The organism is Armatimonadota bacterium, from assembly GCA_016125185.1.
In the GTDB taxonomy this organism is placed as follows: Bacteria; Armatimonadota; Fimbriimonadia; order Fimbriimonadales; family Fimbriimonadaceae; genus Fimbriimonas.
The window spans coordinates 1,878,488-1,902,072 of sequence record WGMG01000006.1 but is presented as its reverse complement, the minus strand read 5'-3'; the positions used below and the strand labels follow the sequence as shown (position 1 = coordinate 1,902,072).

The window sequence follows — 23,585 nt, the reverse complement described above, 5'->3', positions numbered from 1 at the left end:
TTTGTGTTAGATTGCACTAAGGGCCACGATGGTGACGACACAGAAGCAGAATCTTGGCTGGTTGAGAGTCATCGGTCTGGTGATGGCTGGCGCGATCGCGGTCGGCCTACTTTTTGTCGTGCTGGTGAAGGGATGGGCGAAGCAGCCAATCGTCTTCAGCCTCGTCGCCGACGGCGGGCATCTTTACGTCGCGAACCAGAGAGGCGACCGCTTCGATGTTGTGGCGGGTCCGGCAAAGCCGGTTCACTTCACCGAAGTTGCAGATGGGAAGCGGTTGCGGCTCTCGATTGATTCCGGCGATCGGACGGCTTGGCACCTCATCGGCCAGGAAAGCTGCGCGTTTTGGTCAGAACCTCGAAACGCGGTGTACTTTGCCGCTAGCCCAAGCGAGGATAACCCCGATCAGCCGAAGGAATCGACCTGCCTGTGGGAGTGGCAGCAAGGGAAGGGGTTTACCAGTCTGCAGGACTTGAAACGGCCCATCGTTGGGCTATCTGAATCTCTCGATGGCACTTGCTTGGTGGCGGTCGTCAACTCGGGATCCGATTCCCAGTGGCAGATCGCAACCTTCGACCTGACCTCGCATGTGGTCCGACGATTTGGGACGAGGGTGACGTCTCTCGACGTTATCCTGCTGGATTCCACGCGGGCCCTGCTGAAGGGCGACAACCAAGTCCTCGACCTCTTGACGGGGCGACGGGAGCCTTGGCCGTCTGATTCGACTTATCTGGTTGCGTTCGACGGCAAGCTCTGGAGGCTGGATAAGCCGTCCGATTCGCAGGCGGTCGAGCAGGTTTCGACGGATGGAAAGACGGTCGAGAAGTCGATTCCGCTCCCAAAGCCATTTCCCACTTTGCCGGGCCGAGACGACTGACCTTGGGTTTTTGCTGGGATGAATCCCTCTGAAAGTTGGAAGAACCCAGATATGTTCTCTTTCTGGAGCCTCTTTTTGAACTTAGTGGTGTCGGTAGCGATCATCGCCCTGTTCAAGTGGGCGAAGAACCTGCGCGACTACTGAGAGCCCTCTCAAAGCCTCGTGACGTATGACGGCGACTTGCTGTCAGGAAGTTCCTATCATCCCTTCCGTCACGCCGCCCAGGTGGCAAGCGGATCATCAGCTAATTGGCGGCGTGCCACCTTCCCAAGCTTTGGGAAGGACCGAGCCTTCCACCGACGAGTATTGAGATGGCATCAGCCTTGCATCGCGAAGAGCGCGGGCGTGCCGCCGGTGTGCCAGAAGCACACTCGCTTCGGCAGCTTTCCGTTGGCGGCCAAGTCTAGTAGGCCGTGGAACGCCTTGCCGGAGTAGATCGGATCGAGGAAGATACCCTCGGCTTGGGCGAGGGTTCGAATTGCCGCCATGCCGCCCTCGCTAGGGACGCCGTATCCCGGGCCGACGTAGTCAAGGTTGAAGGCGAAGTCGTCGCGCTTGAGGTTCAAGTTAAGGTCGGTCAGCTCATCGAGCTTGGCGGCGAGAGCGACGAACTCGTCCGGCATGTCCGGCTCGGGGTCGCAGGCGATGCCTTGGACGACGGTCGAGGTTCCTTTGTAGGCGGCGGTGAGGCCGGTTTGGGTCGATCCCGACGAGCTGGCGACGACGATCATGTTGAACGGATCGGCTTGCGATTGCAGTTCTTTTCCGGCTTGGTAGAAAGCATAAGCGCCTTGCGGTGTGCTCCCACCAATGGGGATTTCGTACATATTTTTGCCGCTTTTCCTGTATTCATCGGCAAGCTTGGCGGCTGAGTCGTAAAGGCTTTCCCAGGTGTCGTTGGGCAGGAGCCGGATATCTGCGCCGAGGATTCGGTCGAGCAGGAGATTGCCACCCTCGGCGGCTAATCCACCAGAGGCTTCTTCGAATTCGTATGGGAGCGGCATGACCGCGGCGGCAAAGCGTATGCCCACGAGCGAGCAGGCGGCGGCGAGTTGGCGGACGAAGTTGGACTGGGCGGAGCCGCAGGTGACGACGACTTCAGCCCGTTGAGCTACGGCCTCGCCGATGAGATATTCCAGCTTGCGGCCCTTGTTGCCGCCGAACGCAAAGCCGGTGAGGTCATCGCGCTTGATCCAGAGATCGAGGCCGAGTTGATCGGAGAGGCGGGGCAGGCGATGGAGGGGCGTGGGCGACAGAATCAGGTCGATTTTGGGAAAGTCAGCCACAAAGTGAATTCTGACAGATGCCTCACACGTCCGATACAATTGAACGGTATGTCGGTAAAGAAGAAGGTCTTGAGAGTTGGGTGTCTCCTCGTTGTGATTGCTTTAGGGATCACCTGGTTTTCGCCAGCGGGCAAGGCGATTCGCGACTTAGTTCCGATCTTCTTCAAGAAGGATATCAGCGGGACCGAGGCGTTTAAGGGCGATCTTGAGGACCGACTGAAGGCGATGTACACGGCGGCGGAGCTGTACCAGACCTCGGAGGACGCATACCCGGAGGCGGATAAGTGGATGGACGAACTGCTGACGCGCCTGAAAACTCAGAACCTCAAGAAGGGCGAGGCGGAGAAGAAGATCATGCGGCCCGACCTGCAGGATAAGGACGGCGAGTACGGCTTTGCCATCAATACGGCGGCGGCGGGCAAGTACAAGGGCGACATCAAGGACCCAAAGACGATCCTGATTTTTGAGTCAAAGGACACGAAGAAGAACGCTTCGGGCGATCCCAAGACAGACGGTCTTGCCGGCGGCAAAGGCATCACGATCGGCGGCGAGATCGTTAACTTGGAGTAGGCATGATCGCGGTCTCCCTTGCGCTCGCGCTGATCAAGGGAAGTATCGAGCCGAAGGTGGTGACCTCGGCCGACCTTTTGCGTGGGCGTTCCTTACCAGAGAAGGTGCGGCTCATCGGGGCGAAACACCGCTGGATTCTTTTCGGGGATTGGACAGCGAGCGACCGGAACGACTTAGCCGATGCCGCCGAGAAATTGGCTCGGTGGCGGCAGATCGACAAGGGCTTGGAATCGCCGAACGCAGGAAGCGAGTCGCAAAAAGCGATGCTGGCGAATTGGAAGCGGCAGTTGGAGCCGCCCAAGACGCCGGGTTTGGCGCGGGACCTCCGCGAGATCGTTCAGGCGTTGCCGACACGACTGTTTCCGCTGCAGGACGAGCCATGCGGAAAGTGGCTAAAGATCGACCAGCATGGCATTCCCGACTTGGATCGTCGCGCAGATGGAGCCGTCAAGGACCTGATGGACCACTTGGCGACCCAGTACAGCGACCCGGAAGTCCATGTCTATCTGCTTTTGCGACGAATCGCGGGCTCGATGTATGTTTACGTCGCGACGATGTCGTTCGACGGGAAGATGTTGAACTTTGAGTCGATTCGGGTTTCGACGGCGATGGGCGGCCCGGAGGAATACGGAGTCGCGAACAGTATATTTGGAAGCTCGCAGTCGGTCGAGGCTCCGCTTCTCACGAACGGGAAGAAGTTTGAGGCAGTTCCTAGCGAGGACTTTGACCTTGGCCAGGTCGCCAAGAAGGGCTTTTTGTCGTGGGTCGGCGAAAGGGTTTCTGACCCTGTACGGCGCAAGCCGGTGGCCATGCTCGCGAACGATGCCGACCTCATCGTCTTTCTTCGGGACGGCGGAACGTTTGAGGGCTTTCTAGCCAACCAAGGATATCGAGAGATCGAGGCGGGCAATGTTCGCGTGGTGGTGCCCGAGTTCTTCGACGAGGCCGAACGGATTCGCATTCGAGAGGATTTGCTGGCCGATTTCTCGTCCAAAGACGACTGGGCCAAGACTCTTCGGAAGGTGGCACGCTGGGCGTCCGAGAGCAACCTCGGCTCGTCGCTCAACCTGCTCAACTATATCGAGGGGGCCGTCGCTCGACAGCGGCGGATTCCTATGCTGTCCGAGCAGATTTATCCCCTCTTGCCCATCCTCAAGGACCTGCCCCTGCAGGCTCAGAGCCCCGATGCACAGACTTTTAGACTCTTTGGAAGTACCAACGGGCACCTCGGCGAGAATCTGATACACGATCGCATCGGAGACGGTTTCAGCTTTGGGGAACGAGGACCTGCGGAGCAGACGCTTGGGTGTTTTTGGGGCGCCGGGGCCGCGAATCAACTAGAAAGCGTTTCATTCGACGTTCGGTCGGACCAGTGGCTAAGTATCCCGAGGCTGGGGCCGCTTCCTTTCGATGCCGGGAGTCTCTCGGAGAATATTCATGCGTTTGGCAAGGAGTGGGAAACGATTGAGCCAAGGCTGAATGCGGAGCCAATGGAGCTTTTGGACGGCGATGCGGTGTCGGTGACCTTCCAAACCACCAGAGGAAGGATGCTTCTTGCAACGTACTTCTTCCCTCGTACGTCCCTTGGAAAAAGGACGTTCAAAACACTGCCCGCGGCACTGCGGGACGACATCAAGGAACGGGCTCTGCTGATGATCGAGGTCGAGAAAACGACCAAGCGCCAGAGTCCCCCGCCACCGCCGAGAGCGGTACAATGAGGAGGCGGCGGCTCGTTCGACCGCTCCTTTCAACGACGAAATGGACAGGCATTCTATGTCAACACTACAGGCATCCACCGTGCTGAACAAGCTCGATTTTCTAAAGCTCATGATGCTAAGCCGCGAGGGTGACCGTCGCGAAGGCATCCTACTTCGACAAAGCAAAGGCTGGTTCCAGGTATCCGGCATGGGTCACGAGGCATTGGGCGCGCTGGCGCTGGGCCTGCGCGAAGACGACTATGTCTTCCCCTACTATCGGGACCGAGGTTTGGTCTTGGCGCGAGGGCTGTCGAACTATGAGCTGGCGGTGGCGTATTTCGCCAAGCGCGAGAGCAGCAGCGGCGGGCGGCAGATGCCCGGCCACTACAGCAGTCGCAAGCATAACATTTTTAGCGTCTGCACTCCGACGGGCGGCGGACTTTTGCCGGCTTGCGGCGCGGCTTGGGCGATGAAGCTAGAGGGCGGCGACAGTGTGGTCGTGGTCACAGTTGGCGACGCGGCGTCGCGACAAGGCGAGTTTTACGAAGCGTGGGCCTTTGCCAAGCAGGAGAACCTGCCGGTCATCTTTGTGGTGGAGGACAACAAGTACGGCATCTCGACTCCGACCGAGAAGTTCATGCCGTTCCACCTGGGAATCATCGACGAGAAGGCGTACATTCCAGTGAACGGCCGAGTCGTGCAGGAAGTTTACGAAGCGGGCAAGGCGGCGATCGCCAAGGCGCGAAAGGGCGAGGGGCCGACCATGCTGTGGATGGACCTCGACCGACTGTCCTCGCATACGTCGTCGGATGACCACCGCGTGTATCGACCGCTGGAAGACATCGAGGAGATGACCCATCGCGACCCGATTCGGCTTTTGAAGGAAGAGCTGATCGCAGAGAAGAAGCTGACTGAAGAGGAGTTTGCCAAGATTCAGGAGGGCATCGTCGAGCAGGTGGACCAGGACTACCTCAAGGCGGAGAAGCTGGACGACCCGCTTGCCGAAGAGTTGATGGCCGACTGCTGGGGTGCGGAATGCGTGGCCGAGGCGCCGCCGATTTCGCCGGGCCGAATGACGATGGTGTCCAGCATCAACGCAACGTTCCAGAAGGCATTGGAGAACGACCCCAAGATTGTGTTCTTCGGCGAGGATATCGAGGACCCGAAGGGCGGCGTTTTTGGCATCACGAAGGGCTTGAGCGAATCTTTCCCGAAGCAGGTTTTCAATTCGCCGCTCGCAGAGGCGACGATCATGGGCGTGGCGATCGGCATGTCGGCGTACGGCTGGCATCCGGTGTTCGAACTGCAGTTCATCGACTTCATTTCGCCGGGCTGGAACCAGATCGTGGCGAATATGTCGACCCTCCGATGGCGAACGTTTGGCGAGTGGAAGTGCCCGATGACGATTTACGCGCCGTACGGTGCGTACTTGCCGGGAGGATCGTTGTGGCATAGCCAATCGAACGAGGCGTCTTTGGCCCACGTGCCGGGATTGCAGGTCGCAATTCCGAGCACACCGGAAGATGCCGCCGGGATTTTGTGGAGCAGTATCCACGGCGACGATCCGTCGTTCGTCTTGATTCCGAAGCACGTTTTCCGTATGCAGAAGGACGTGAAGGACGTGAAGCCGTTGCCTTTTGGCAAGGCCAAGGTTCTGCAGGAGGGAACCGACGTGACGATTGTCACCTACGGAAACACGATCGAAGTTGTGGAAGAGGCGGCGAAGAAGTCGGGCGTTTCGTGCGAGATTATCGACCTGATCTCGATTGTGCCGTGCGACTACAAGACGATCACGGCGTCGGTCGAGAAGACGGGGCGGCTGATCGTGGTGCATGAGGACACGAAGACTTGCGGCTTCGGCGAGAGCGTCATCAGCAACATGGTGAGCGTGCCGGAGCGGTTCAACCTGTTCCTGTCGCCGCCGCAGTTGGTTTGTCGCGACGACGTGCACATCGGCTACAACCCGATCTACGAATACGCAGCGTTGCCGGACGTCGAGCGAGTGCTCGATGCGATCCACGTTGTGATGGAGTAGCCAGGCGTAAAAAAGTCGGCCTTCCTTAAGGAGGCCGACTTTTTTTGTTGCCTTTACTTCTTGCGTCGTCGCAGGAGGGCGAGCGCGCCGAAGCCGAGCGCGGCCATCGAGGCCGGTTCGGGGACCGAGTTCGTGTTGACCACGAAATCGTCGTACCAGGTCACGTCGTTGGTGCCGTTCGAAGAGGAATATCCCCATGCGCGGATGCCGGTGACCATCTTGCTAGTATCGACCGCAGAGGTGAAGTCCAATTTAGTCCATACATTAGATGGACTACCGGACCCAAGGGACGTGTTGAATGTCGAGTCGCTGTAGATGATATCGAAAGCGAAGAAGAACGAGGTCAGGTCTGGCTGCTTGGCCCAAACGGAAATCTCGGTGATGTCCGAACCCATAACGGGAGCGAAGTCTTGTTCGACAGAGAAATTGCCGAAGTCGATTGTCGACCAGCTACCGGTGTGCGAGTCGTTGTTGGTTGCCGTGAAGTTGGTGGTTGTCCAACCGGTCATGTCACCGGTTTCGAACCCAGGATTGACGAGGATGTTCGCGAAGCCTTGGCTGGCAAGGCAAGCTGTACCCACGAACAAAATAGCCCTTTTGTAATTCATTTTTTTCTCCCAATGAGGAAGGCCGCACGTAGTGCGCCACGCGCATTATCGTCGTTTGGTGGGGCTTTGTCAAAGGGTTGGGCCTTTCGGCTTTGTGCTGACATTCGTGCCAGAGGAGGCTGAAACGGACGAATCGTTACGTTCGTACGCTTTTCCGATGATTGCCGTACAAGGGTTGGTCAAGTCATTCGGGGATTTTAAGGCGGTGGACGGGGTTAGCTTCACGGTTGAGAAGGGATCGTGCTTCGGCCTACTGGGACCCAATGGGGCCGGTAAGTCAACGACGATTTCGATGATCGTGGGGACGAGGGAGCCCGATTCGGGACAGGTGTTGTTCGATGGTCAGAGGATCAAGGGCGAGACAGATCCGATTCGACGGAAGATCGGCTATGTGCCGCAAGAATTGGCGCTGTTTGAGGAGTTGAACAGCCGCCAGAACATGGCCTTCTTTGGCGCCCTGTACAGTCTTCCCAAGAACGAAATCGAGGCCAAATCGGCCGAGGTGCTCCAGATCGTCGGACTGACGGACCGAGCTGGAGAGCCGGTGAAAAATTTTTCGGGCGGCATGAAGCGAAGGCTCAACATCGCCATCGCCTTGCTTCACGGACCTGAGCTTTTGATCCTCGATGAGCCGACGGTGGGCGTGGATCCGCAGAGCCGAAACGCCATCTTCGAGGTGCTAGAGGGCCTGAAGTCGCGGGGTATGACGCTGATCTACACCAGCCACTATATGGAGGAGGTCGAGCGGATGTGCGACCGGATCGCCATCGTCGATCACGGAAAGCTGATCTTGGAAGGGACGCTCGATGACCTGCTCGCAACCTTGCAATCGCGGTTCCGACTCCGGTTTACGTTTGCGGACGAATCCGAGGCGGTGAGAGCCGAGGAGCATTTCGGGACGGGGAGTTTGGGACTGTTGACTCGGACCGAATCGATGGTCGAAATCCTGCCGGACAAGGGTGCGCAGGCTATCGTGGACTCGGTGAATCTGCTCCAGCGGATTGATTTGAGCTTCCAGGACCTGAAGGTCGAACGGGGGACGCTGGAAGAGGTGTTCCTGCAATCGACGGGGAGATCGCTGAGGGACTGATCATGTTTCGACACATTACAGCTATCGCCACGAAAGACCTTCGAATCTTCTTCACGGACCGGAGGAGCATGCTCATCACCTTCCTCGTGCCCATCGTGATCGCCAGCTTCTTTGCGTTTGCGATGGCGGGCACGGCAGGCGGTCAGAAGGCATCGAAGATTCCGATTTTGGTGGTGAATGAGGACCACGATCCACTGACGGATTCGCTAGTGCAGAAACTGTCGGCAAACGATACTATTTCGGTCGAAGTTGTGGACCGGGCCAAAGCCGAAGCCGCGGTACAGAAAGGCGACAAGACGGCGGCGGTCGTGTTTGGAAAGGGCTTTGCCAGCGAGGCGAAGAGCGCACTGTTTGCGGGCGAACCAGCGAAGCTGGAAGAACTATACGACCCTTCGAAAGCGGTGGATCGCCAAGTGGTTCAGGGCGTGCTGATGCAGGTCCTGATGGAAGAAATTTCAAAAGCGGGAATGTCCGGCAGTGGGGCGAAATCGAACTTAGAGATGGCACTCAAGACGGAAAAGGACCCTGAGCGGCGCCAGGCTTGGCAGGGATTCTTAGACTCTTGGGAGTCGCTGGATAAGTCCGGCGCGATGACTGGTGCGACCGGTGGGGGAGGCGGAATGCGTCAGCCGTTTGCTATCGAGGCAAAGGCGATGACGGCGTCGAAGGACGCCAACGCCGACCTGAATGCCATGCGTGGGCACATCTTTGCGGGCATGGCGGTTCAGGGCATCATGTTTTTTGCCGTGAACGCGGCGATGAACCTATTGCGCGACCGCCGCTCGGGCATCTGGACCCGGATGAAGGCGGCGCCGGTGTCGCAGATGTCGGTGATTCTGGGCAACGGCTTGGGAGCGTGGATCATTTCGGCGTTCGTGTTCCTGGGTGTCTTGGCGTTTGGGATGCTGGCGTTCGGCTTTCGAGTGTATGGAAGCTGGCTCGGTCTGGGCTTGGTGGTCCTAACCGCGAGCCTGATGACGGCGGGGTTCGGTCTGTTTGTGGCCTCGCTGGGCAAGACCGAGGAGCAGAGTCGGGGACTTTCGATGTTTGCCGTCATCATGATGGTGATGTTGGGTGGCGCGTGGTTCCCGATGTCGATGATGCCGAACTTCATTCAGCAGATATCGAAGGTGATTCCGGTCCGCTGGGCAATCGACGGGGTGGACGCGACGCTGTATCGGGGCGCGGGGCTTCTCGATGTGGCGATTCCGTCGCTGGTGCTGGTGGGGTTCGCGGCGCTGTTTTCGACGATTGCCGTCGTCAGGCTTCGGAAGGTGTAGGTTGGGATGGTCCCGCAATCCCTGGTGGGGGCGGGACCGAAACCTAGTACACTGGTTCTTGTGTGCGGAATTGCCGGATACATCGGACCGAAAAACGCAGTAGACGTTGTTTTTGATCAACTTAAGCGCCTCGAATACCGAGGCTACGACAGCGCCGGAATCGCCTACCTTGAGGGTAACGCCATCAAGGTCACCAAGAAGGCGGGGAAGCTCTCCGAGCTTGGAAAAGCGCTTTTTGAGACGCCCAAACAGGCCGATTTGGCCATCGCGCATAGCCGCTGGGCAACCCACGGCGGGCCGACCGACGAGAATGCGCACCCGCACTACGACCGCTTCGAGCGGATCGCGATCATCCACAACGGCATCATCGAGAACTACCTCGAATTGAAGCAGGACCTGCTGGCCGACGCGCACAAGTTCCATTCCCAGACCGACACCGAGGTTGCGGCCCACGTTATTGGGCGTGAATATGTCGATGGAGTGCCGCTGGAAGAAGCGGTGCGGCGGGCGATCCGTAAACTGCGAGGAGCCTATGCGCTGGTCGTGATGAGCCAGAGCGAGCCGGAAAAGATCGTTTGCGTGCGCAACTCGTCGCCGCTAGTTTTGGGTATCGGCGAAGGCGAGAACATGCTGGCCTCCGACATTCCGGCCCTTTTGCCTTACACCCGTGAGGTGATCGTGATGGAGGAGAACATGATCGCGGTTCTCACCAAAGACAAGATTCGCCTGATCGACTCGGACGGTAAGGACCTTCCGCTCCAGCCCATGCACGTAGATTGGGATGTGGCGTCGGCCGAGCGCGGCGGGTACGAGCACTTCATGCTCAAAGAGATTCATGAGCAGCCGCAGGTGATGCGGCAGGTGACGGCAGGACGCATCGACGAAAAGCTCCGCGTGCGACTGGAGGGCATCTTTGGCGACCACGTATGGACAGAGATCGATCGCGTCAATATCATTGCGTGCGGCACGGCCTATCACGCCGGACTGATGGGCAAGCATCTGTTTGAAAGCGCCCTGCGGTTGCCGACCGACGTCTATTTTTCTTCTGAATTTCGGTACGGCGACCCTGTGCTCTCGCCTAAATCGCTGGCGATCTTCGTCAGCCAGAGTGGCGAAACGCTCGACTCGCTGGCGGCGCTTCGGCTGTGCAAACAGCGGCGAATCCGCACGTTAGGCATCGTGAACGTGGTTGGGTCGGCGATCTCGCGCGAGTGCGACCGCACGATTTACACGCAGGCTGGTCCCGAGATTTCGGTCGCCAGCACGAAGGCATACACCGCTCAGGTGATGGTCTTTGCTTTGCTGGCGCTCTACATCGCCCAGGTGCAGGAAGTGCCAGGTGTGAAGGTGGATGAGTGGGTGAGCGAAATCCTGCGGATGGATGAACTGGCGGAAGAGTGCCTGAAGCTGGAAGAGAAGGTGGAGGCGCTTGCCGACGAGTGCAAGGATATGCCGCTCTGCTTCTTCCTTGGTCGAGGCGCGGACGCGTTTGTGGCGATGGAAGGGGCGCTCAAACTGAAGGAGATCGCGTATGTCCCGACCCAGGAATATCCGGCGGGAGAGATGAAGCATGGACCTTTAGCCCTAGTTACGGACCAGGTTGTGTCCATATTTGCGGCGACCGACCCCACGATCAGGGACAAAGTGGTGTCTAATGTTAAAGAGGTTCAAGCAAGAGGAGGAAAGATTATTGCCATCACCACAGCGGAAGATACGCTGATGGAGCAGGTCGCTGAGCACGTCGTCAAAATTCCAAAGACGAAATTCGACTTTCTTAATGCGCTCTTGGCAATAATCCCGTTACAATTGTTTGCATATCATCTGGCGAAGATCAAAGGCTGTGAGATCGATCAGCCCCGAAATCTTGCCAAGTCTGTTACGGTGGAGTAACTGTCTGCGGCGCCGTTTGCCGAAATTTTAAGGAGAGACCACCGTTGTGGTTTGGTTTTTGCATATGAAAAGAGGCTATGGAGAAAAATATGAAGGTCAACGAATTTATTGAGAGGCCTTCGTATTTCACAGAGATGCGGTTGTCCCCCAAGATTTGTCGGTATGCGGTGGTCAAGCGCCTGTTTGATATCGTCGCGTCGGCGATCCTGCTCTTCCTTCTTCTCCCCGTTTTCATTCTGATCGCGATCCTGGTTCGCCTGAGTAGCCCGGGCCCGATCATTTACCGCAGCGAGCGCATTGGCCTCTGCGGAAAGCCGTTTATGTTCCCCAAGTTCCGATCCATGTACATGGGATCGGATAAGAAGCTCCAGCAGCTTTTGGCGGCAAACGAGAAGGACGGTCCGATTTTTAAGATGAAGAACGACCCGCGAATCACTCCGGTGGGTCGAATTCTTCGCAAATTCAGCCTGGATGAACTGCCCCAGTTGATCAGCGTCCTGCGCGGAGAGATGAGCCTTGTTGGCCCTCGTCCGCCGATCCGACGTGAAGTCGAGCAGTACGACGAAGTGGCGGCGCGACGTCTGACGGTCAAGCCGGGCATCACCTGCTACTGGCAGATCATGGGACGAAGCGACCTGACGTTCGATGAGTGGATGGAACTGGACAACAAGTACATCAACGAAATGAGCTTCATGGTCGACCTGATGATCGTCCTGAAGACGCCGATGGCGGTAATCCGAGGAAAGGGCGCATACTAGAATCTGGCATACTCAGTAGTATTGTTGGGTTTTTGCGGTCAATTGGGATTCCGTCCTAGAACGGGAGCGCATTTATATTCAATAATGTTAAAGAGTTATTGGTCTAGGGGCCCGTTGGTTCAATTTATGCCAAGGTCATTAGAAGGAAAACGTCTGGAATGCTGAAGGTCCATATTCGTAGAACGCTTGTTGCCGCCGTAATTGCAGGCCTGTTAGGTTTCTTCCTGGCGGCTCGGTCTCCCAAGCTGTATGAGGCAACGGTCGAATTGATGGCTGGCAGCCCTCCCATCACCATTGACCAGAACATGCCAGTCGACCTGAAGCAGGTCCTTGGCCCTGGTGTATCGGCGAGTCTCGACTCGGACATCGGCATGCTGAAGTCCCAACGCATCTTCCAAGATGGTTTGACTGAGGCGGCGAAGGATCGAGCGGACGACAGCTTGGCCACAGCCAAGACGTTCAACGAACTCTTTCCGATGTTCGATCTCGACGTTCCGAACGCGCTGAACCAGTACAACCCTGACCAGCAGCGTGTCGTTCGACTCCGCGTTCGAGCCTACTCGCCGGACGATGCTGCTTCGATCGCCAACCATGTAGCGCTCGCTTTTGCTTCTTACCGAGCCGAGCGGACTCGAAAGTCGGTGAAAGATGGCCTTGCGATGGTGACCGATGCCGCAGGCAAGGCGCAAAGCAAGCTGAGCTCGATCGATGCTCAGTACCGCAAGTTGAAGTCGGACAACAACATCGCGGACATCCAGGAGTACATCCGAAACATCACGGATACGCTGGAGAGCTTCCGAACGAAGAAGGCTTTGGCCGAATCGGACCTGGCCAGCGCGAATGCTCGATTGGCTTCACTGAAGGTTGATCTTTCCAAGACCCCTTCGACCAAGAGCGATAGCGTTACCAATCAGGAAGATCCGGTTGTCAACAACTACCGTCAGATGGAGGCTCAAGCCGAAACGGAGTTGGCCAACGCTCGACAGATTTATACCGACGATTCATCGCAGGTGAAGCGCGCCCAGGAGAAATACAACAATCTCCACAAAAAGCGAATTGATGCGGAGAAGAACGCAAAAACCGTTCGGTCCGCGACGGGTACGACCACGAACCCGACCTACCTTGACCTCCAAGCGAAGGTCAGCGGCGCTCAGGCCGATGTCGATGGTATCCAGAAGAGCTTGGCACCGCTCAACGCATCGGTTGCCGACTATGAGCGACGCGCGGCGGAAATCCCGGCGATCGAAACCAAGTTCCTGGATCTCCAGCGCGACCGAAGCGTTTTCGACGAACAGTACCAGAAGAATAAGAAGTGGTCAGAGGACCTGAAGGCGGCGAGCGAAGGTTCGACCAGCCAGATTCAGAGCATGGCCGAGGCGAGCAAGATCACCGATCCGGTTGCTCCCGACTCTAAGAAGTACATCATTCTCGCCGGCATTGTTGGCTCGCTGATCGGTTTGGCTTACTCGTTCGCTATCGAGTCGTTCAAGCTGCCGGTTCACACGAGTTGGCAGTTGGCAGAGCTGACGGCCCTTCCGGTCGCGGCCTCGATTCCGATGATGCCGAAGCCATTGGCTCGACGCCACTACAGCGAAATCAAGGAAGGTGGATTCAAACCCATTGAGAGCTTCCGTTATATGGCGTTCTCGATGATGGCGAAGGAAAACCGGCCGAAGGTGCTGCTATTCACCGCAGTGGGTGAAGACGTCGATTCGACGGCAGCCGCGGCTGAGTTTGCGGTGGCGATGTCGAAGACCGGTTCGAGGACGGCGCTGGTTGACTGCGACCTGCGACTTCCTCGCCTGAGCGAAATGTTTGGTGTGCAAGGCAGAAGTGGCGTGGCCGAAATCCTCGGACGCACTATACTTCCGGGCGAATCGACCGATCTATTTGTTAGCACGGAACACGACAACCTGATGATTTTGCCGGCTGGCGCTGCTTCTTCGAGTGGCCTCTCCGACTTCGTCACGTCGCACATGAGCGGCCTGATCGAAGACCTGCGAGAGAAAGCCGACACGGTCGTCATCAACTGTCCGCCGGTCGATGTCTTTGCCGACGCCTCGCGTTTGGCCCAGTACGTCGACGAAACGTGTTTGGTCATCAGCGCAAAGACGACTGGCTACCGAGCGATTCCGGTCGCCCAGGAGATTCTGCAGAAGTCTGGCGCAAAAGGAATGAGCATCGTTCTGACCAACGGATCGGCGACAGAAGAGCCATTCGGCGGCAGAAGCGGTGTAACGGCAAGAAGATAGGATATGCAGTCGAATACAGGGACGTCTTTCGCACCCGCAAAACTGCCTGGGACGGCGGATCAACGCACTGTCTTCGAAGCTATCCGCAACGCCAAAGACCCCGAGAGGAAAATGTTCGGCTATCGCCGATCATTCATGATCTGGGCCTACGTTAACGCGCTCATCTGCATGATGATGACGGTGTTGAAGTTCCGCGACGCACTCGCCGGATTTGGCTGGTTACTGGACTACATCGTTCCGCTGTCATGCTTCCTGCAACTGATCTCTGGCCTCGCGCTGTTTAAGATTCCGGTTCGGGTGCCGTTCGTTGCGGTCGGCGTGCTGGTGTTCTATGCCTACGCGATCTTCGATGGAATCCTGATCAATAAGGACATCGGTCGAACCCTCATTTTGACCCTGGGATGGCAGACGTCTCACTTGGTGGACTACCTGATGCTCGGACTGTCGATCATCCAGGCTGTCTACTGTGGACCCGAGATTCGGAAGTGGGTCAAGGTGACGATCCTCATTTTCTACGGCTTTTCGGGCTTAATTGGATTGATGCAGCTCGCGAACGTCGGCTGGGCGCTCAACACGTTTGCCACGAATTTGGAGATGTCCATCTTTCGTCCCACGGGCACCACGGACTACCCGTCTCAGCTTGGATTCGAAGGCTTTGCGGGAATGATCCTCTGCGGTGCGCCGATCATCCGTCGAAACCTTCGGTGGTTCGAGTGGGGAGGCGTCATGTTCTTCGCGCTCGTCATCTTGGCCGCTCAATACCGCTCGATGTACTACGCAGGCCTAGTGGTTGGCTTGGGAGCGATTCTGTACTTCCAGTTCCGCCATAGCAAGAACCTCGGCATGGTCTTTACGACCGTCATTCTGGCTTGCGTTTCGATCCCACTGATCCTTTTTCCAAAGAAGTTCGAATACGGGCTTCGTCCGGCGACCAACGACCCAGCGCTTCAGGCACGCCAGGAGTCCTGGAAACAGCTACAGCCGATCATCAAAGCTCGTCCACTGACGGGTATCGGTCCTGACCCTAACCTGATGCTGAGTTCGCAGTTGATGAAAGTCGACAAATGGTCGTCTACGTCACTGGATAACTACTACATTACGACTTTCGCGTGTTTCGGCTATTTTGGCCTTGTCCTGATTGGAATTCTGTTCCTATCGATCCTCGGGGGGTGTGTGCTTCGTGCGGCGGGAGACTCGCCGTACGTCAAGGAGTTTGCCTTTATCGGCATTGTCACGACGTTCTCCATCTTGGTCTTGAGCCTGACGGGGAACAGCCTGGTGTACCCGCCGGTGGGCTTCTTCTTCGCGCTCGTCTTGGGGCTTGGCGCCCCGACTTGGCTGGAAGAACTTGAGTCGAACCGAGTGACGGGACTAGTGGTTGCCATCCGAAAAGTCTTGCGCCGACCGTTGAGGATGCTGGGCGTCAATGCCTGAAGAAAAAAGTCGCTCGAAAGGCGTGATGTGGCTCGTTGGACTTCGGTTCATCATCATCGGGCTCCAGATCATCAACCTCAAAGTCGTCGTCCACTACCTTGGTTTCGAGGTTTACGGCATCGCAGTCCTCATCGCGAGTGTGCGCGCCCTTTGGCAGTTTGTTGACCTCGATATTCCGCAGGGCCTGATTCAGATTCTCTCGCGAACGTTCCGGGTCGATGAAGCGAAGGCCTGGCGAACCTTCCAAGCGGGCTTGTTTTTGCAGGCGATCGTCGGTCTGGTCGGCATGGCGGGCATGCTGCTTGGTCCACTGTATTTGGGGAGTAATAAGGACTTTCGCAGTCATTCAGAATTGGTTGCTTTGTGTGCCTTGGCTGGGGCTCAGTTCTTCTTTGACGCCTATGGTTCGACCTACAACTCACCTTTCAATGCGCGTGAACAGTTTTCAAAGGTTGCCGCGCTGACGGCTGGCGTCCCGGTCTTTACCATTTTGCTTCAGACGGTGCTCGTGATGATCTTCCGGTCGCCGGTCGGAGTTTTGATCGGCACTCTGACCGATTCAATCCTTCAGTTCGTGATCAAGGTGACGTACATTGTGCGGAAGGAGAAGGACTTCCCAATTCTGCCAAAGTACGATCGGGAGTGTTGCCGCGACATCATCCACATGGGCCTCAAGAGCTACGTGGCGGGCCTCTCGACGCGTATTGCTGGGATCGTAGACAAGATCATCGTTGGCTACGCTCTGGGTTCCGATGTTCTGGGCGTCTATAACATCGCTTGTCGCATTCCGCAGATTCTGCTGGAGGCGTTCGGAAAGATCACCGAATCGGTGACGCCAGAGATGACGCACGTCGCGTCCAACGAGCCGCACCGTTTAGCCGGGATCTTCCGCCGGAACTTCAAGTTTCTCGGGTTTGTGGCCGCGATTGGAATCATCTTCATTTCTGGTTTCGGGAACGTCATTCTTCGGGCTTGGATGGGTCGTATTGAACCAGGGTTCGGAATCCTGGTCCTCCTGATGGGTGTTTACTACGGCCTAGAACTGCACCATTCGACGATTACGCGCGTGTTCTTTGCCCAAGGGAAGCCGCACCTGATGCTCCCGTTCACGCTGTGGAATTCGTTCATCACGCTCTCCTGCACGTGGATTTTGGCAAAGAAGTTCGGGTTGGTCGGGGTGGCCGGGATGAATTGCTTCATCGACGTCGCTCAGATCTTGCCGATCCACTACTATTGCTCTCGATACGGTGTGCGTGAGGTTTCGTTCGGCGAGATGTTGCGGACCACGTTTATGGTCCTGATGCCAGGATTGTTCTTTGCTCTGGTCGCACTATTGGTGACCTCGCAATTCCAGCCTGGGAGATGGTGCTTTGCGGTCGTAGTCTGCCTGCCGCTGATGTGCATGGTTTTGGCGGCTCTTTACAAGCGTGTTGGCTTGGTTGAGTTCCCCATCGGAGTCCGCAAGATGCTCCGTAGACTGCCGTTCATGCCTCAGTTGTTTGGGATTCCGCGGCGCGAAGAAGAAGCGGCCGCGCCTATTTGAGCTGGGACTGAATCTTCTTCAGAAGGATGTCGGCGGAACGGCTCCATGAAAAGCCGGATGCTCGATCTTTTGCCATCTCGATTCGCTTAGAGCGGTCGTCCGCCTGGAGAGCCTGCTTGAGGGTTTGCGTCATGGAATCTTCGTCTTTGGGATCGAAGTAGTAGGGCACAGGCCCGCCAATTTCGCGGAGAGCGGGCGTGTCGCTAGAGGCAATCACGGCTCCGTAAGTCATGGCTTCGAGGACCGGAACACCGAAGCCCTCGTCGAGGCTAGGCGTGATGGCAAGGACGGCGTGCTGGAAGAGGGCGGGGACCTCTTCGTCGGGGACGAAGCCAAGGAAGTGCACGTGGTCGGTGATACCGAGCGCGGCGACCCGTTCGGCGATCCCTTCCGTCTTCCAACCCTTCGCGCCGGCGATGATCAGGTTGAGGTGCGCGAATTCCGGGTCTTGGATCAGTTTTGCGAACGCCTCGAAAAGCCGAGGCAGGTTTTTGCGAGGCTCAAGGGTGCTGATGGTGAAGAGATAGTCGCGGTCGTCGGGCAAGCAGGCCGGACGGGGAAGTGGCCCGTTTGGCGGTGCGGTCGCCTGTCCAACGCCGAACGGCAGGGTGACGAACCGCTCGATGGGGACTCCGAAGGTTTGGGCAAAGTCGTTGGCGGTCGTGTCGCTGTTGGCGGCGATGAAGTTTGAGTGGCGAGCGATGTTCTGCGCCATCTTTTCGTGAATCTCGATGTCGGCGGCGGTGTAGGTCTCGGGGTACTTGCGCCAGAAGGTGTCGTGTACGAGGCTCCCTTTGGTCACGCCCGGGGTGCGGGGGACGTAGCCGCTGACCGAAAACCACGCTTTGAGGCGATGCTTGATCGGTTCGAGATCCCGACCAAGATAGTGCCAGGAGCGCGTCTTGGCCCAGGCTCGAACAACCTCGACGTGATCGAGATCGAGCCAGTGGCCGGGGATCGGGGAATCGTGGCGGACGAAGATCACGTATTGGTGATCCTTGACCTCTAGGATGGCTTCCAGCAGGCGAAGAGACGTGCGCGAAACGCCGGCATGCTTGGGGCCTTCAAAGAAGATATTTGTCGCCTGGAGGCCCAACTTCATTGAGAAAGGACCTCGCTGTAGATCTGGAGAAGCTCGTTGCGATAGCGGCCAATTGTGAAAGGGGCGGACCAATAGCGGTCGAAGGCGTGCTGGCTCATGGTTTCCACCAGGTCGTCGTCTTGGAGCTTGGTCAGGGCTGCTTTGAGAGATTCTTTGTCACCCGCTTTGAAGTAAAGACCATTGAATCCGTTTTCGACCCAACTGGTAGCGGCCGAGACTTCCGGCACGATGCAGGGGATGCCAGCGGCGAGGCATTCGAGGACGACCAGCGAGGCGGTTTCGTAGCAACGAGACGCGAGGATCATGACCCGGGCTTTGCGCTGGAATTCTTTGACTTCCTCCGGCTCTTGCCAACCGGCGATAACGGCTTTGGGATGTGCTGATTCGATCTCATGGCGATTCGGACCGTCACCCACGAAAGTGATCGGAAGGTCGAGATCGGCGCAGGCTTGAGCGGGGGTGAGGCCGTCCTTCTCGTCGGTCATGCGTCCGATCCAGATATGGTTTTTGGAGGCGGCCGGATTCTGACGGGAATCGGAGGCGGGATCGACCGGGTTGTTGAGAAGACCGAGCCGAACTTTTGGGCCGAGTTGCTTGGCCAGAATCGACTTTTCGTATTCGGAGACGGCGAGCAGGCGGTCGAGCTTCTGGGGTACGTGGTGAAGCTTGTGACTGGCCCAGTTTCGGGCGAAGCGGAGTTGCTTGAGGCGATTGGCAGGGCCGCCCATGCAGGCGGTTCGGGCGCAGGCGATCGAAAGCGGCTGAATCGGACAGATTTCGGACGTTTCGTAGTTGAACTGCATGGCGTTCGGACACGCGATGCCGAAATCGTGAGCGGTTGCGAGGGTCTTCATGGCGAGGCTCGTCGCCACATGGAGCGAAGCCTGGGTGAGGAAGTTGTGGAAGCCGTGAGCGTGATAGATCGTGTTGGGCGAGTCGTACTTGCCCAATACCTGCTCGAATCGCTCCTTCATCGCTCGGTCCTCCATGAGGTTGAGGAGCATATGCTTCTTGCCGCCGTGGAAAAAGCGGTTGTGCTGGATTTCTAGGTTGAGGGCTTCGGTGGTGACATTTGGCAGCGAAGCGAACGCCTCATCAACCTTCGATGCCGATGAAATGATGACGACGGGGATTCCGGCTTCGGAAAGGACGCGAACCGTATCAAAAGCGACCCGTTCGGCACCGCCGGTTGGCCCGCCGCTCTCGACGGCTACGAGCACTCTGTCGGGCCTCATCGGCCCTCCTTGAGGCACGCAGCGTAGATTTCTAGCAGACCATCGACGTGGCGTTCGATGCTCAAAGGATTGGCTTGGAATTTTGCAAAGGCACTTTCGCTCAGCTTTTGAACGAAGAAATCGTTCTTCATTTGATCGAATGCCTCACCAAGGTCATCGGAAACGAGTCCGTTTTCGCCGTGGACGATATATTCCTTAGCTCCGACCGTGGGGCTGACGATACATGGGACGCCGACTTGCATGGCGTCGATGACGCTGAGGCAAAGGGTCTCTCGCCATACTGAGGGAACGACGACAGCGCGAGCCTGGACGAGTTCTTGGGCGATCTGATCCTTGTCGATCCAGCCAGTGAAGCGAGCATTGGGAAATTTGGCCTTTAGCTCGGATGCGAGCGGGCCATCGCCTGCCACTACGGCCGAAACGCCGGCCCTTGTTGCGCTCTCCAAGAACTGTCGGACCCCCTTTTCGGCGGTGACTCGACCAATGAAGAGGTAGTTTTGGTTGGTTTCGGCAGGAACCCGTTGGGCTGGCATAGAATCGGAGATCGGAGTGACGCGAAGAGCTTTCACGAGTCCCTGCATTCTTGACTCCATCGTGGCCAGTTCAAGGTCCGAGATGTGGAGGATGCCATTCGAGCGACGATTGATTCGCCAAACCGACTGGTTCATGTAGAAGCTGGTGAGCTTAGGAAGCTTGTACCTCCAGGGCTGGTTTTGGCACTCACATGCGATGCAAGAAAGGGACATCGGCTTGCGCTCGCAGTTTGCTTGGGCTCGGTGGTCATACAAGAGGGACGTCGGGCAGACCGGCGAGTAGTCGTGGCCATGGACTACGGTGGCAAAGCCCATCTCTTGAGCGATGTGGGGCACAATGCCAGAGAGCTTAAGCCGGAAGGTGTGCAGGTGGACGACGGTTTCCTCTTTCGGAAAGCCGGAGAGAAACTGTCGAATACGGTCGCTAATCTCTTGGTTGCCAAACATCTTTTGGAGCTTTTCTCGTCGCCTAGTCTCCTCGAAAAAGCTCTTGGTGTCGAGGAGAAGGGTTTCGACTTGGGCTTGGATAAGTTCCTGGGCTGCCTGATCGTTAGCGGCAATGTAGCCAACCCGGTGTCCCCGTCTTCGCAACTCAACGGCTTCTTGGATCGCGACTTTTTCGGCCCCGCCCGATACGGTCGCTGATTCACAAACCATCACGATATTCATTCAGCAGACCTATTGATAGACATTTTTGGCGGTTTGAGTCGGGACTTCCAGCCTAAAAGGTGGCGTTCTTAACCTCTGGGGTTCATAGTGATTGTACTGGGATTGGTCGGCGCGACGCCCAAACCTGACAGATATGCCAAAATCCTGGCCATACGGATTTGCAAAAGTTCGAGTAAGTTATGAGAGTCGGTCTCCAATTTGGGAGATCGCCGATGAATTGTTTTTCGCCCCGTGTGGGGTGTATGGCTTGAAACGATGAGAATTCTTGTAATCACCAACCTGTGCCCACCGGATTACGACGGTGGGTTTGAGCTCAGTGCGCTACGGAATGCAACGAGCCTACGGGCGAGGGGCCATGAGGTCGATATCGTGACGAGCGAGTATCGGCCCTCCTATCAGGGTGACCGGGTCGACCCCGATTGGGTTCACCGAATTTTCAAGGTGAGCGAGGCAAAAGACGGCTGGTCCACGGCCGAAATGTTCCTCGGCGGTACCTCCGACTTACGATTCAAGATTGGCAACATTGCCAAGCAGATTGGTTTGCGGCTTGCGAACATGCGGGTGCTGACTGGCATGTTGGACGTCGCACCGAAGAACGAAGGGGCGATGGATCGCTTTCTGGCCGAGAACGACTACGACGCAGCCTATGTGTTTGGCTTGCATATGATCGGCACTTCGGTGATTCGAAGTTTGGTGAAGAAGAATATTCCGGTCCTGTACCACCACGGCGATGAGTGGCTGGCGTTCTACCTATATCCAGGCAAGCTGAAGCGGCTGATGTTGAATCTTGCCAGCCCGATCACTTACTATCGCGAGCGGCAGATCGACCTGCGCAACGTGTATTTGGTTTCCAACTTCATGAAGCGGCGGTTTATGGATGCCGGTTTTCGGGAAGAGCAACTGGGTGTCATTTATCGCGGGGTCGAGTTTCCCCTTCGTGAGGATTTTGACCGAGAGCGGTTCGATCCTCCGGTGTTTTTGGTTGCGTCTCGCTTAACCCTCTATAAGGGCATTCATTTTGCGATCAAGGCGGCCAGCATTCTGGATAAGAAGGATTCCAAGACGCCTTGGCAACTGTGGATCGCCGGTCATGGTGATGCGGGGACCATGGAGTTTTTCCGCAACATGGTGACGGAGCTTGGCGTTGAGCATCGCGTTCAGTTCATCGGCAAGCATTCGCGCGAATCGACATTTGCCCACATGCAGAGAGCAACAGCGGTTATCAGCCCGAGCGTGTTCGACGAACCGTTCGGGAACACCAATATCGAGGCTCTGGCGAGCGGCACGCCGCTTATCGCGAGCCGGTCGGGGGCCATCGAGGAGATTGTCGAGCACGGCAAGTCGGGCTTGATTTACGAGCGCGATAACGCCGACGAGTTGGCGCACCACATGCAGTTGGTGCTGGCGAATCCCGAGCTTCGACGCACGATGCAGGTCGAGGGCATGAACCGAATTCGCGAGAAATTTACGCAGGACCGGGTGATCGACGAGGTAGAGGCCAAGCTATCCAGCATGGCCGGAATTGAGCTGACCCCGGAAGCCGTCGAAGCGAAGAAAGCCACCCTTCAGTAAACTATTAGCCGACGATGCGAGTTTGCGTTTCGGCGTTCTTGGTTACGACGACCCCTGGGATGAAGCTCGCTGGGGTTGGACGACATATGTTGTCGACCCTGAATCAGCTTACGATCACCGATCTGGGGCACCACTACGACGTCTTCCTGAAAGATGATGTGGACATGCCGCCGGAGTGGCTCGCTTGCCCTTGGATCACTTGGCATCGCATTCCGGTTAAGAATTCGCGCCAGAGGATTTGGTGGGAGCATTTTCGTGTTGGGGTTGAGGCCAAGAAGCTCAATGCCGACGTACTGCTCTCTTTGTTTGTGCCGCTTCCTCTGGGATGCCGTGTGCCTATGGTTTCGATCGCCCACGATGCGTTTCCAAGGACGAATCCTGACTGGTATCCACCGAGAAAACGGGTCATTTTGGACCAGATGACGAGCTACGCCTGCCGGAAATCGAAGGCGGTGGTTACGGTCAGCGAATACTCACGAAACGAACTTTGTCGGGCGTACGGGATTTCTAAGGATAAGGTTTTCGTCGCTCCGAACGGTCCAGGAAATAATGTCCGAATGCTTTCTGAAGAAGAAATGGAGGGCGTTGATTTGAGTAAGTATGGTGCCAGTAACTATGTTTTTTCTGTCAGTACGATTGAGCCACGGAAAAATATGGACGGCTTGATTCGGGGTTTCTCGCTCTTGAAAGAGAAGTATGACTTGGGGGACCTGAGGCTGTTGATCGCGGGAGCGAAGGGGTGGTTGGATTCGTCGATTGCCCAGGTTTACGAGGAATCGTCGGCCAAAGAGGATATTGAATTTCTGGGTTATGTATCTGATCTAGAGCTCAACGCTCTGATGCAGAAGGCACAGCTTTTTGCATTTCCCTCGTACGTGGAAGGGTTCGGGATTCCCGCGCTGGAGGCGATGACGGTCGGTACTCCGGTCATGACGAGCAACACGAGTTCGCTGCCAGAAGTGTGCGGAGAATATGCCAGCTATTGTGACCCTTCGAGCCCAGAATCGATCTGCGAAGCCCTGCACGCGATCCTGTCAGACGGCACTAAGGCTAAGAGCCTAGTAGAGGGCGGACTTGAGCGCGCGAAGCAGTTTTCTTGGGATGAATCGGTTAAGAAGCTGGAGATTGGCCTTAATTTTGCCGTAAATTAGAACCGG

The 23,585-nt window shown here is 56.9% G+C and carries 18 protein-coding genes; 13 read left to right on the top strand and 5 right to left on the bottom strand.

The genetic code is table 11. The features are described 5' to 3' along the window. Positions 1-28: 28 nt before the first annotated feature. Positions 29-874: a hypothetical protein gene (locus GC165_16990; protein ID MBI1334567.1), complete on the top strand. Its 846-nt coding sequence runs from the start codon at positions 29-31 to the stop codon at positions 872-874. Positions 875-1,191: 317 nt separating this feature from the next. Here GC165_16990 and GC165_16985 read toward each other — a convergent pair whose 3' ends face one another. After that, positions 1,192-2,199, bottom strand: coding sequence for a pyridoxal-phosphate dependent enzyme (locus GC165_16985; protein MBI1334566.1), 1,008 nt, complete (start codon positions 2,197-2,199; stop codon positions 1,192-1,194). Between the two features lie 9 nt (positions 2,200-2,208). Between GC165_16985 and GC165_16980 the strand changes: the two genes are divergently transcribed. From GC165_16980 to GC165_16970, 3 genes are read left to right on the top strand one after another with little or no spacing between them, the layout of a single operon-like run. Then, entirely contained in the window at positions 2,209-2,730 is a 522-nt protein-coding gene (locus GC165_16980; protein MBI1334565.1) for a hypothetical protein, read from the top strand. A 2-nt stretch (positions 2,731-2,732) separates the two neighbouring features. Beyond that, the gene (locus GC165_16975; protein ID MBI1334564.1) at positions 2,733-4,448 is read left to right on the top strand and encodes a hypothetical protein; all 1,716 of its coding nucleotides are present in this window, start codon (positions 2,733-2,735) and stop codon (positions 4,446-4,448) included. 55 nt (positions 4,449-4,503) lie between these two features. After that, a complete protein-coding gene (locus GC165_16970; protein MBI1334563.1) occupies positions 4,504-6,462 on the top strand; it encodes a 2-oxoisovalerate dehydrogenase in 1,959 nt (652 codons plus the stop codon). A 53-nt stretch (positions 6,463-6,515) separates the two neighbouring features. On the opposite strand, the gene GC165_16965 is transcribed toward GC165_16970, so the two are convergent. Next, positions 6,516-7,070 carry a PEP-CTERM sorting domain-containing protein gene (locus tag GC165_16965; protein ID MBI1334562.1) on the bottom strand — a complete coding sequence of 185 codons (555 nt, stop codon included), beginning with the start codon at positions 7,068-7,070 and terminating at the stop codon, positions 6,516-6,518. 157 nt (positions 7,071-7,227) lie between these two features. Here GC165_16965 and GC165_16960 point away from each other — a divergent pair, with 157 nt between their 5' ends. From GC165_16960 to GC165_16930, 7 genes are all read left to right on the top strand, one after another. Then, positions 7,228-8,160, top strand: a complete 933-nt coding sequence (locus tag GC165_16960) for an ATP-binding cassette domain-containing protein (protein MBI1334561.1) — start codon at positions 7,228-7,230, stop codon at positions 8,158-8,160. Between the two features lie 2 nt (positions 8,161-8,162). Next, complete coding sequence (locus tag GC165_16955) at positions 8,163-9,440, top strand: ABC transporter permease subunit (protein ID MBI1334560.1); 1,278 nt, start codon at positions 8,163-8,165, stop codon at positions 9,438-9,440. Positions 9,441-9,500: 60 nt separating this feature from the next. After that, positions 9,501-11,330: a glutamine--fructose-6-phosphate transaminase (isomerizing) gene (gene glmS / locus GC165_16950; GenBank protein ID MBI1334559.1), complete on the top strand. Its 1,830-nt coding sequence runs from the start codon at positions 9,501-9,503 to the stop codon at positions 11,328-11,330. 77 nt (positions 11,331-11,407) lie between these two features. Continuing rightward, positions 11,408-12,088 (top strand): sugar transferase, encoded by a 681-nt coding sequence (locus GC165_16945; protein ID MBI1334558.1) that lies wholly within the window; start codon positions 11,408-11,410, stop codon positions 12,086-12,088. 158 nt (positions 12,089-12,246) lie between these two features. Continuing rightward, positions 12,247-14,340, top strand: a complete 2,094-nt coding sequence (locus GC165_16940) for a hypothetical protein (protein ID MBI1334557.1) — start codon at positions 12,247-12,249, stop codon at positions 14,338-14,340. A gap of 3 nt (positions 14,341-14,343) precedes the next feature. Beyond that, the gene (locus tag GC165_16935) at positions 14,344-15,774 is read left to right on the top strand and encodes a hypothetical protein (GenBank protein ID MBI1334556.1); all 1,431 of its coding nucleotides are present in this window, start codon (positions 14,344-14,346) and stop codon (positions 15,772-15,774) included. Continuing rightward, positions 15,767-17,317, top strand: coding sequence for an oligosaccharide flippase family protein (locus tag GC165_16930; GenBank protein MBI1334555.1), 1,551 nt, complete (start codon positions 15,767-15,769; stop codon positions 17,315-17,317). The genes GC165_16935 and GC165_16930 overlap by 8 nt, the downstream gene beginning before the upstream one ends. Here GC165_16930 and GC165_16925 read toward each other — a convergent pair. Genes GC165_16925 through GC165_16915 form a run of 3 tightly spaced genes read right to left on the bottom strand, consistent with a single transcriptional unit; the run spans position 17,310 to position 20,856 of the window. Beyond that, a complete protein-coding gene (locus GC165_16925) occupies positions 17,310-18,419 on the bottom strand; it encodes a glycosyltransferase (GenBank protein ID MBI1334554.1) in 1,110 nt (369 codons plus the stop codon). The two genes, GC165_16930 and GC165_16925, sit on opposite strands and share 8 nt — an antisense overlap. After that, positions 18,416-19,654, bottom strand: a complete 1,239-nt coding sequence (locus GC165_16920) for a glycosyltransferase (GenBank protein ID MBI1334553.1) — start codon at positions 19,652-19,654, stop codon at positions 18,416-18,418. Before GC165_16920 ends, GC165_16925 begins: the two co-directional genes overlap by 4 nt. Then, complete coding sequence (locus GC165_16915; GenBank protein ID MBI1334552.1) at positions 19,651-20,856, bottom strand: glycosyltransferase; 1,206 nt, start codon at positions 20,854-20,856, stop codon at positions 19,651-19,653. The genes GC165_16920 and GC165_16915 overlap by 4 nt, the downstream gene beginning before the upstream one ends. Positions 20,857-21,111: 255 nt before the next feature. Between GC165_16915 and GC165_16910 the strand changes: the two genes are divergently transcribed. Together GC165_16910 and GC165_16905 are read left to right on the top strand one after the other, a co-directional pair. Beyond that, on the top strand, positions 21,112-22,428 hold the full coding sequence (locus GC165_16910; protein MBI1334551.1) for a glycosyltransferase: 1,317 nt from the start codon (positions 21,112-21,114) through the stop codon (positions 22,426-22,428). 14 nt (positions 22,429-22,442) lie between these two features. Then, positions 22,443-23,579: a glycosyltransferase gene (locus GC165_16905; GenBank protein MBI1334550.1), complete on the top strand. Its 1,137-nt coding sequence runs from the start codon at positions 22,443-22,445 to the stop codon at positions 23,577-23,579. Positions 23,580-23,585 lie beyond the last annotated feature (6 nt).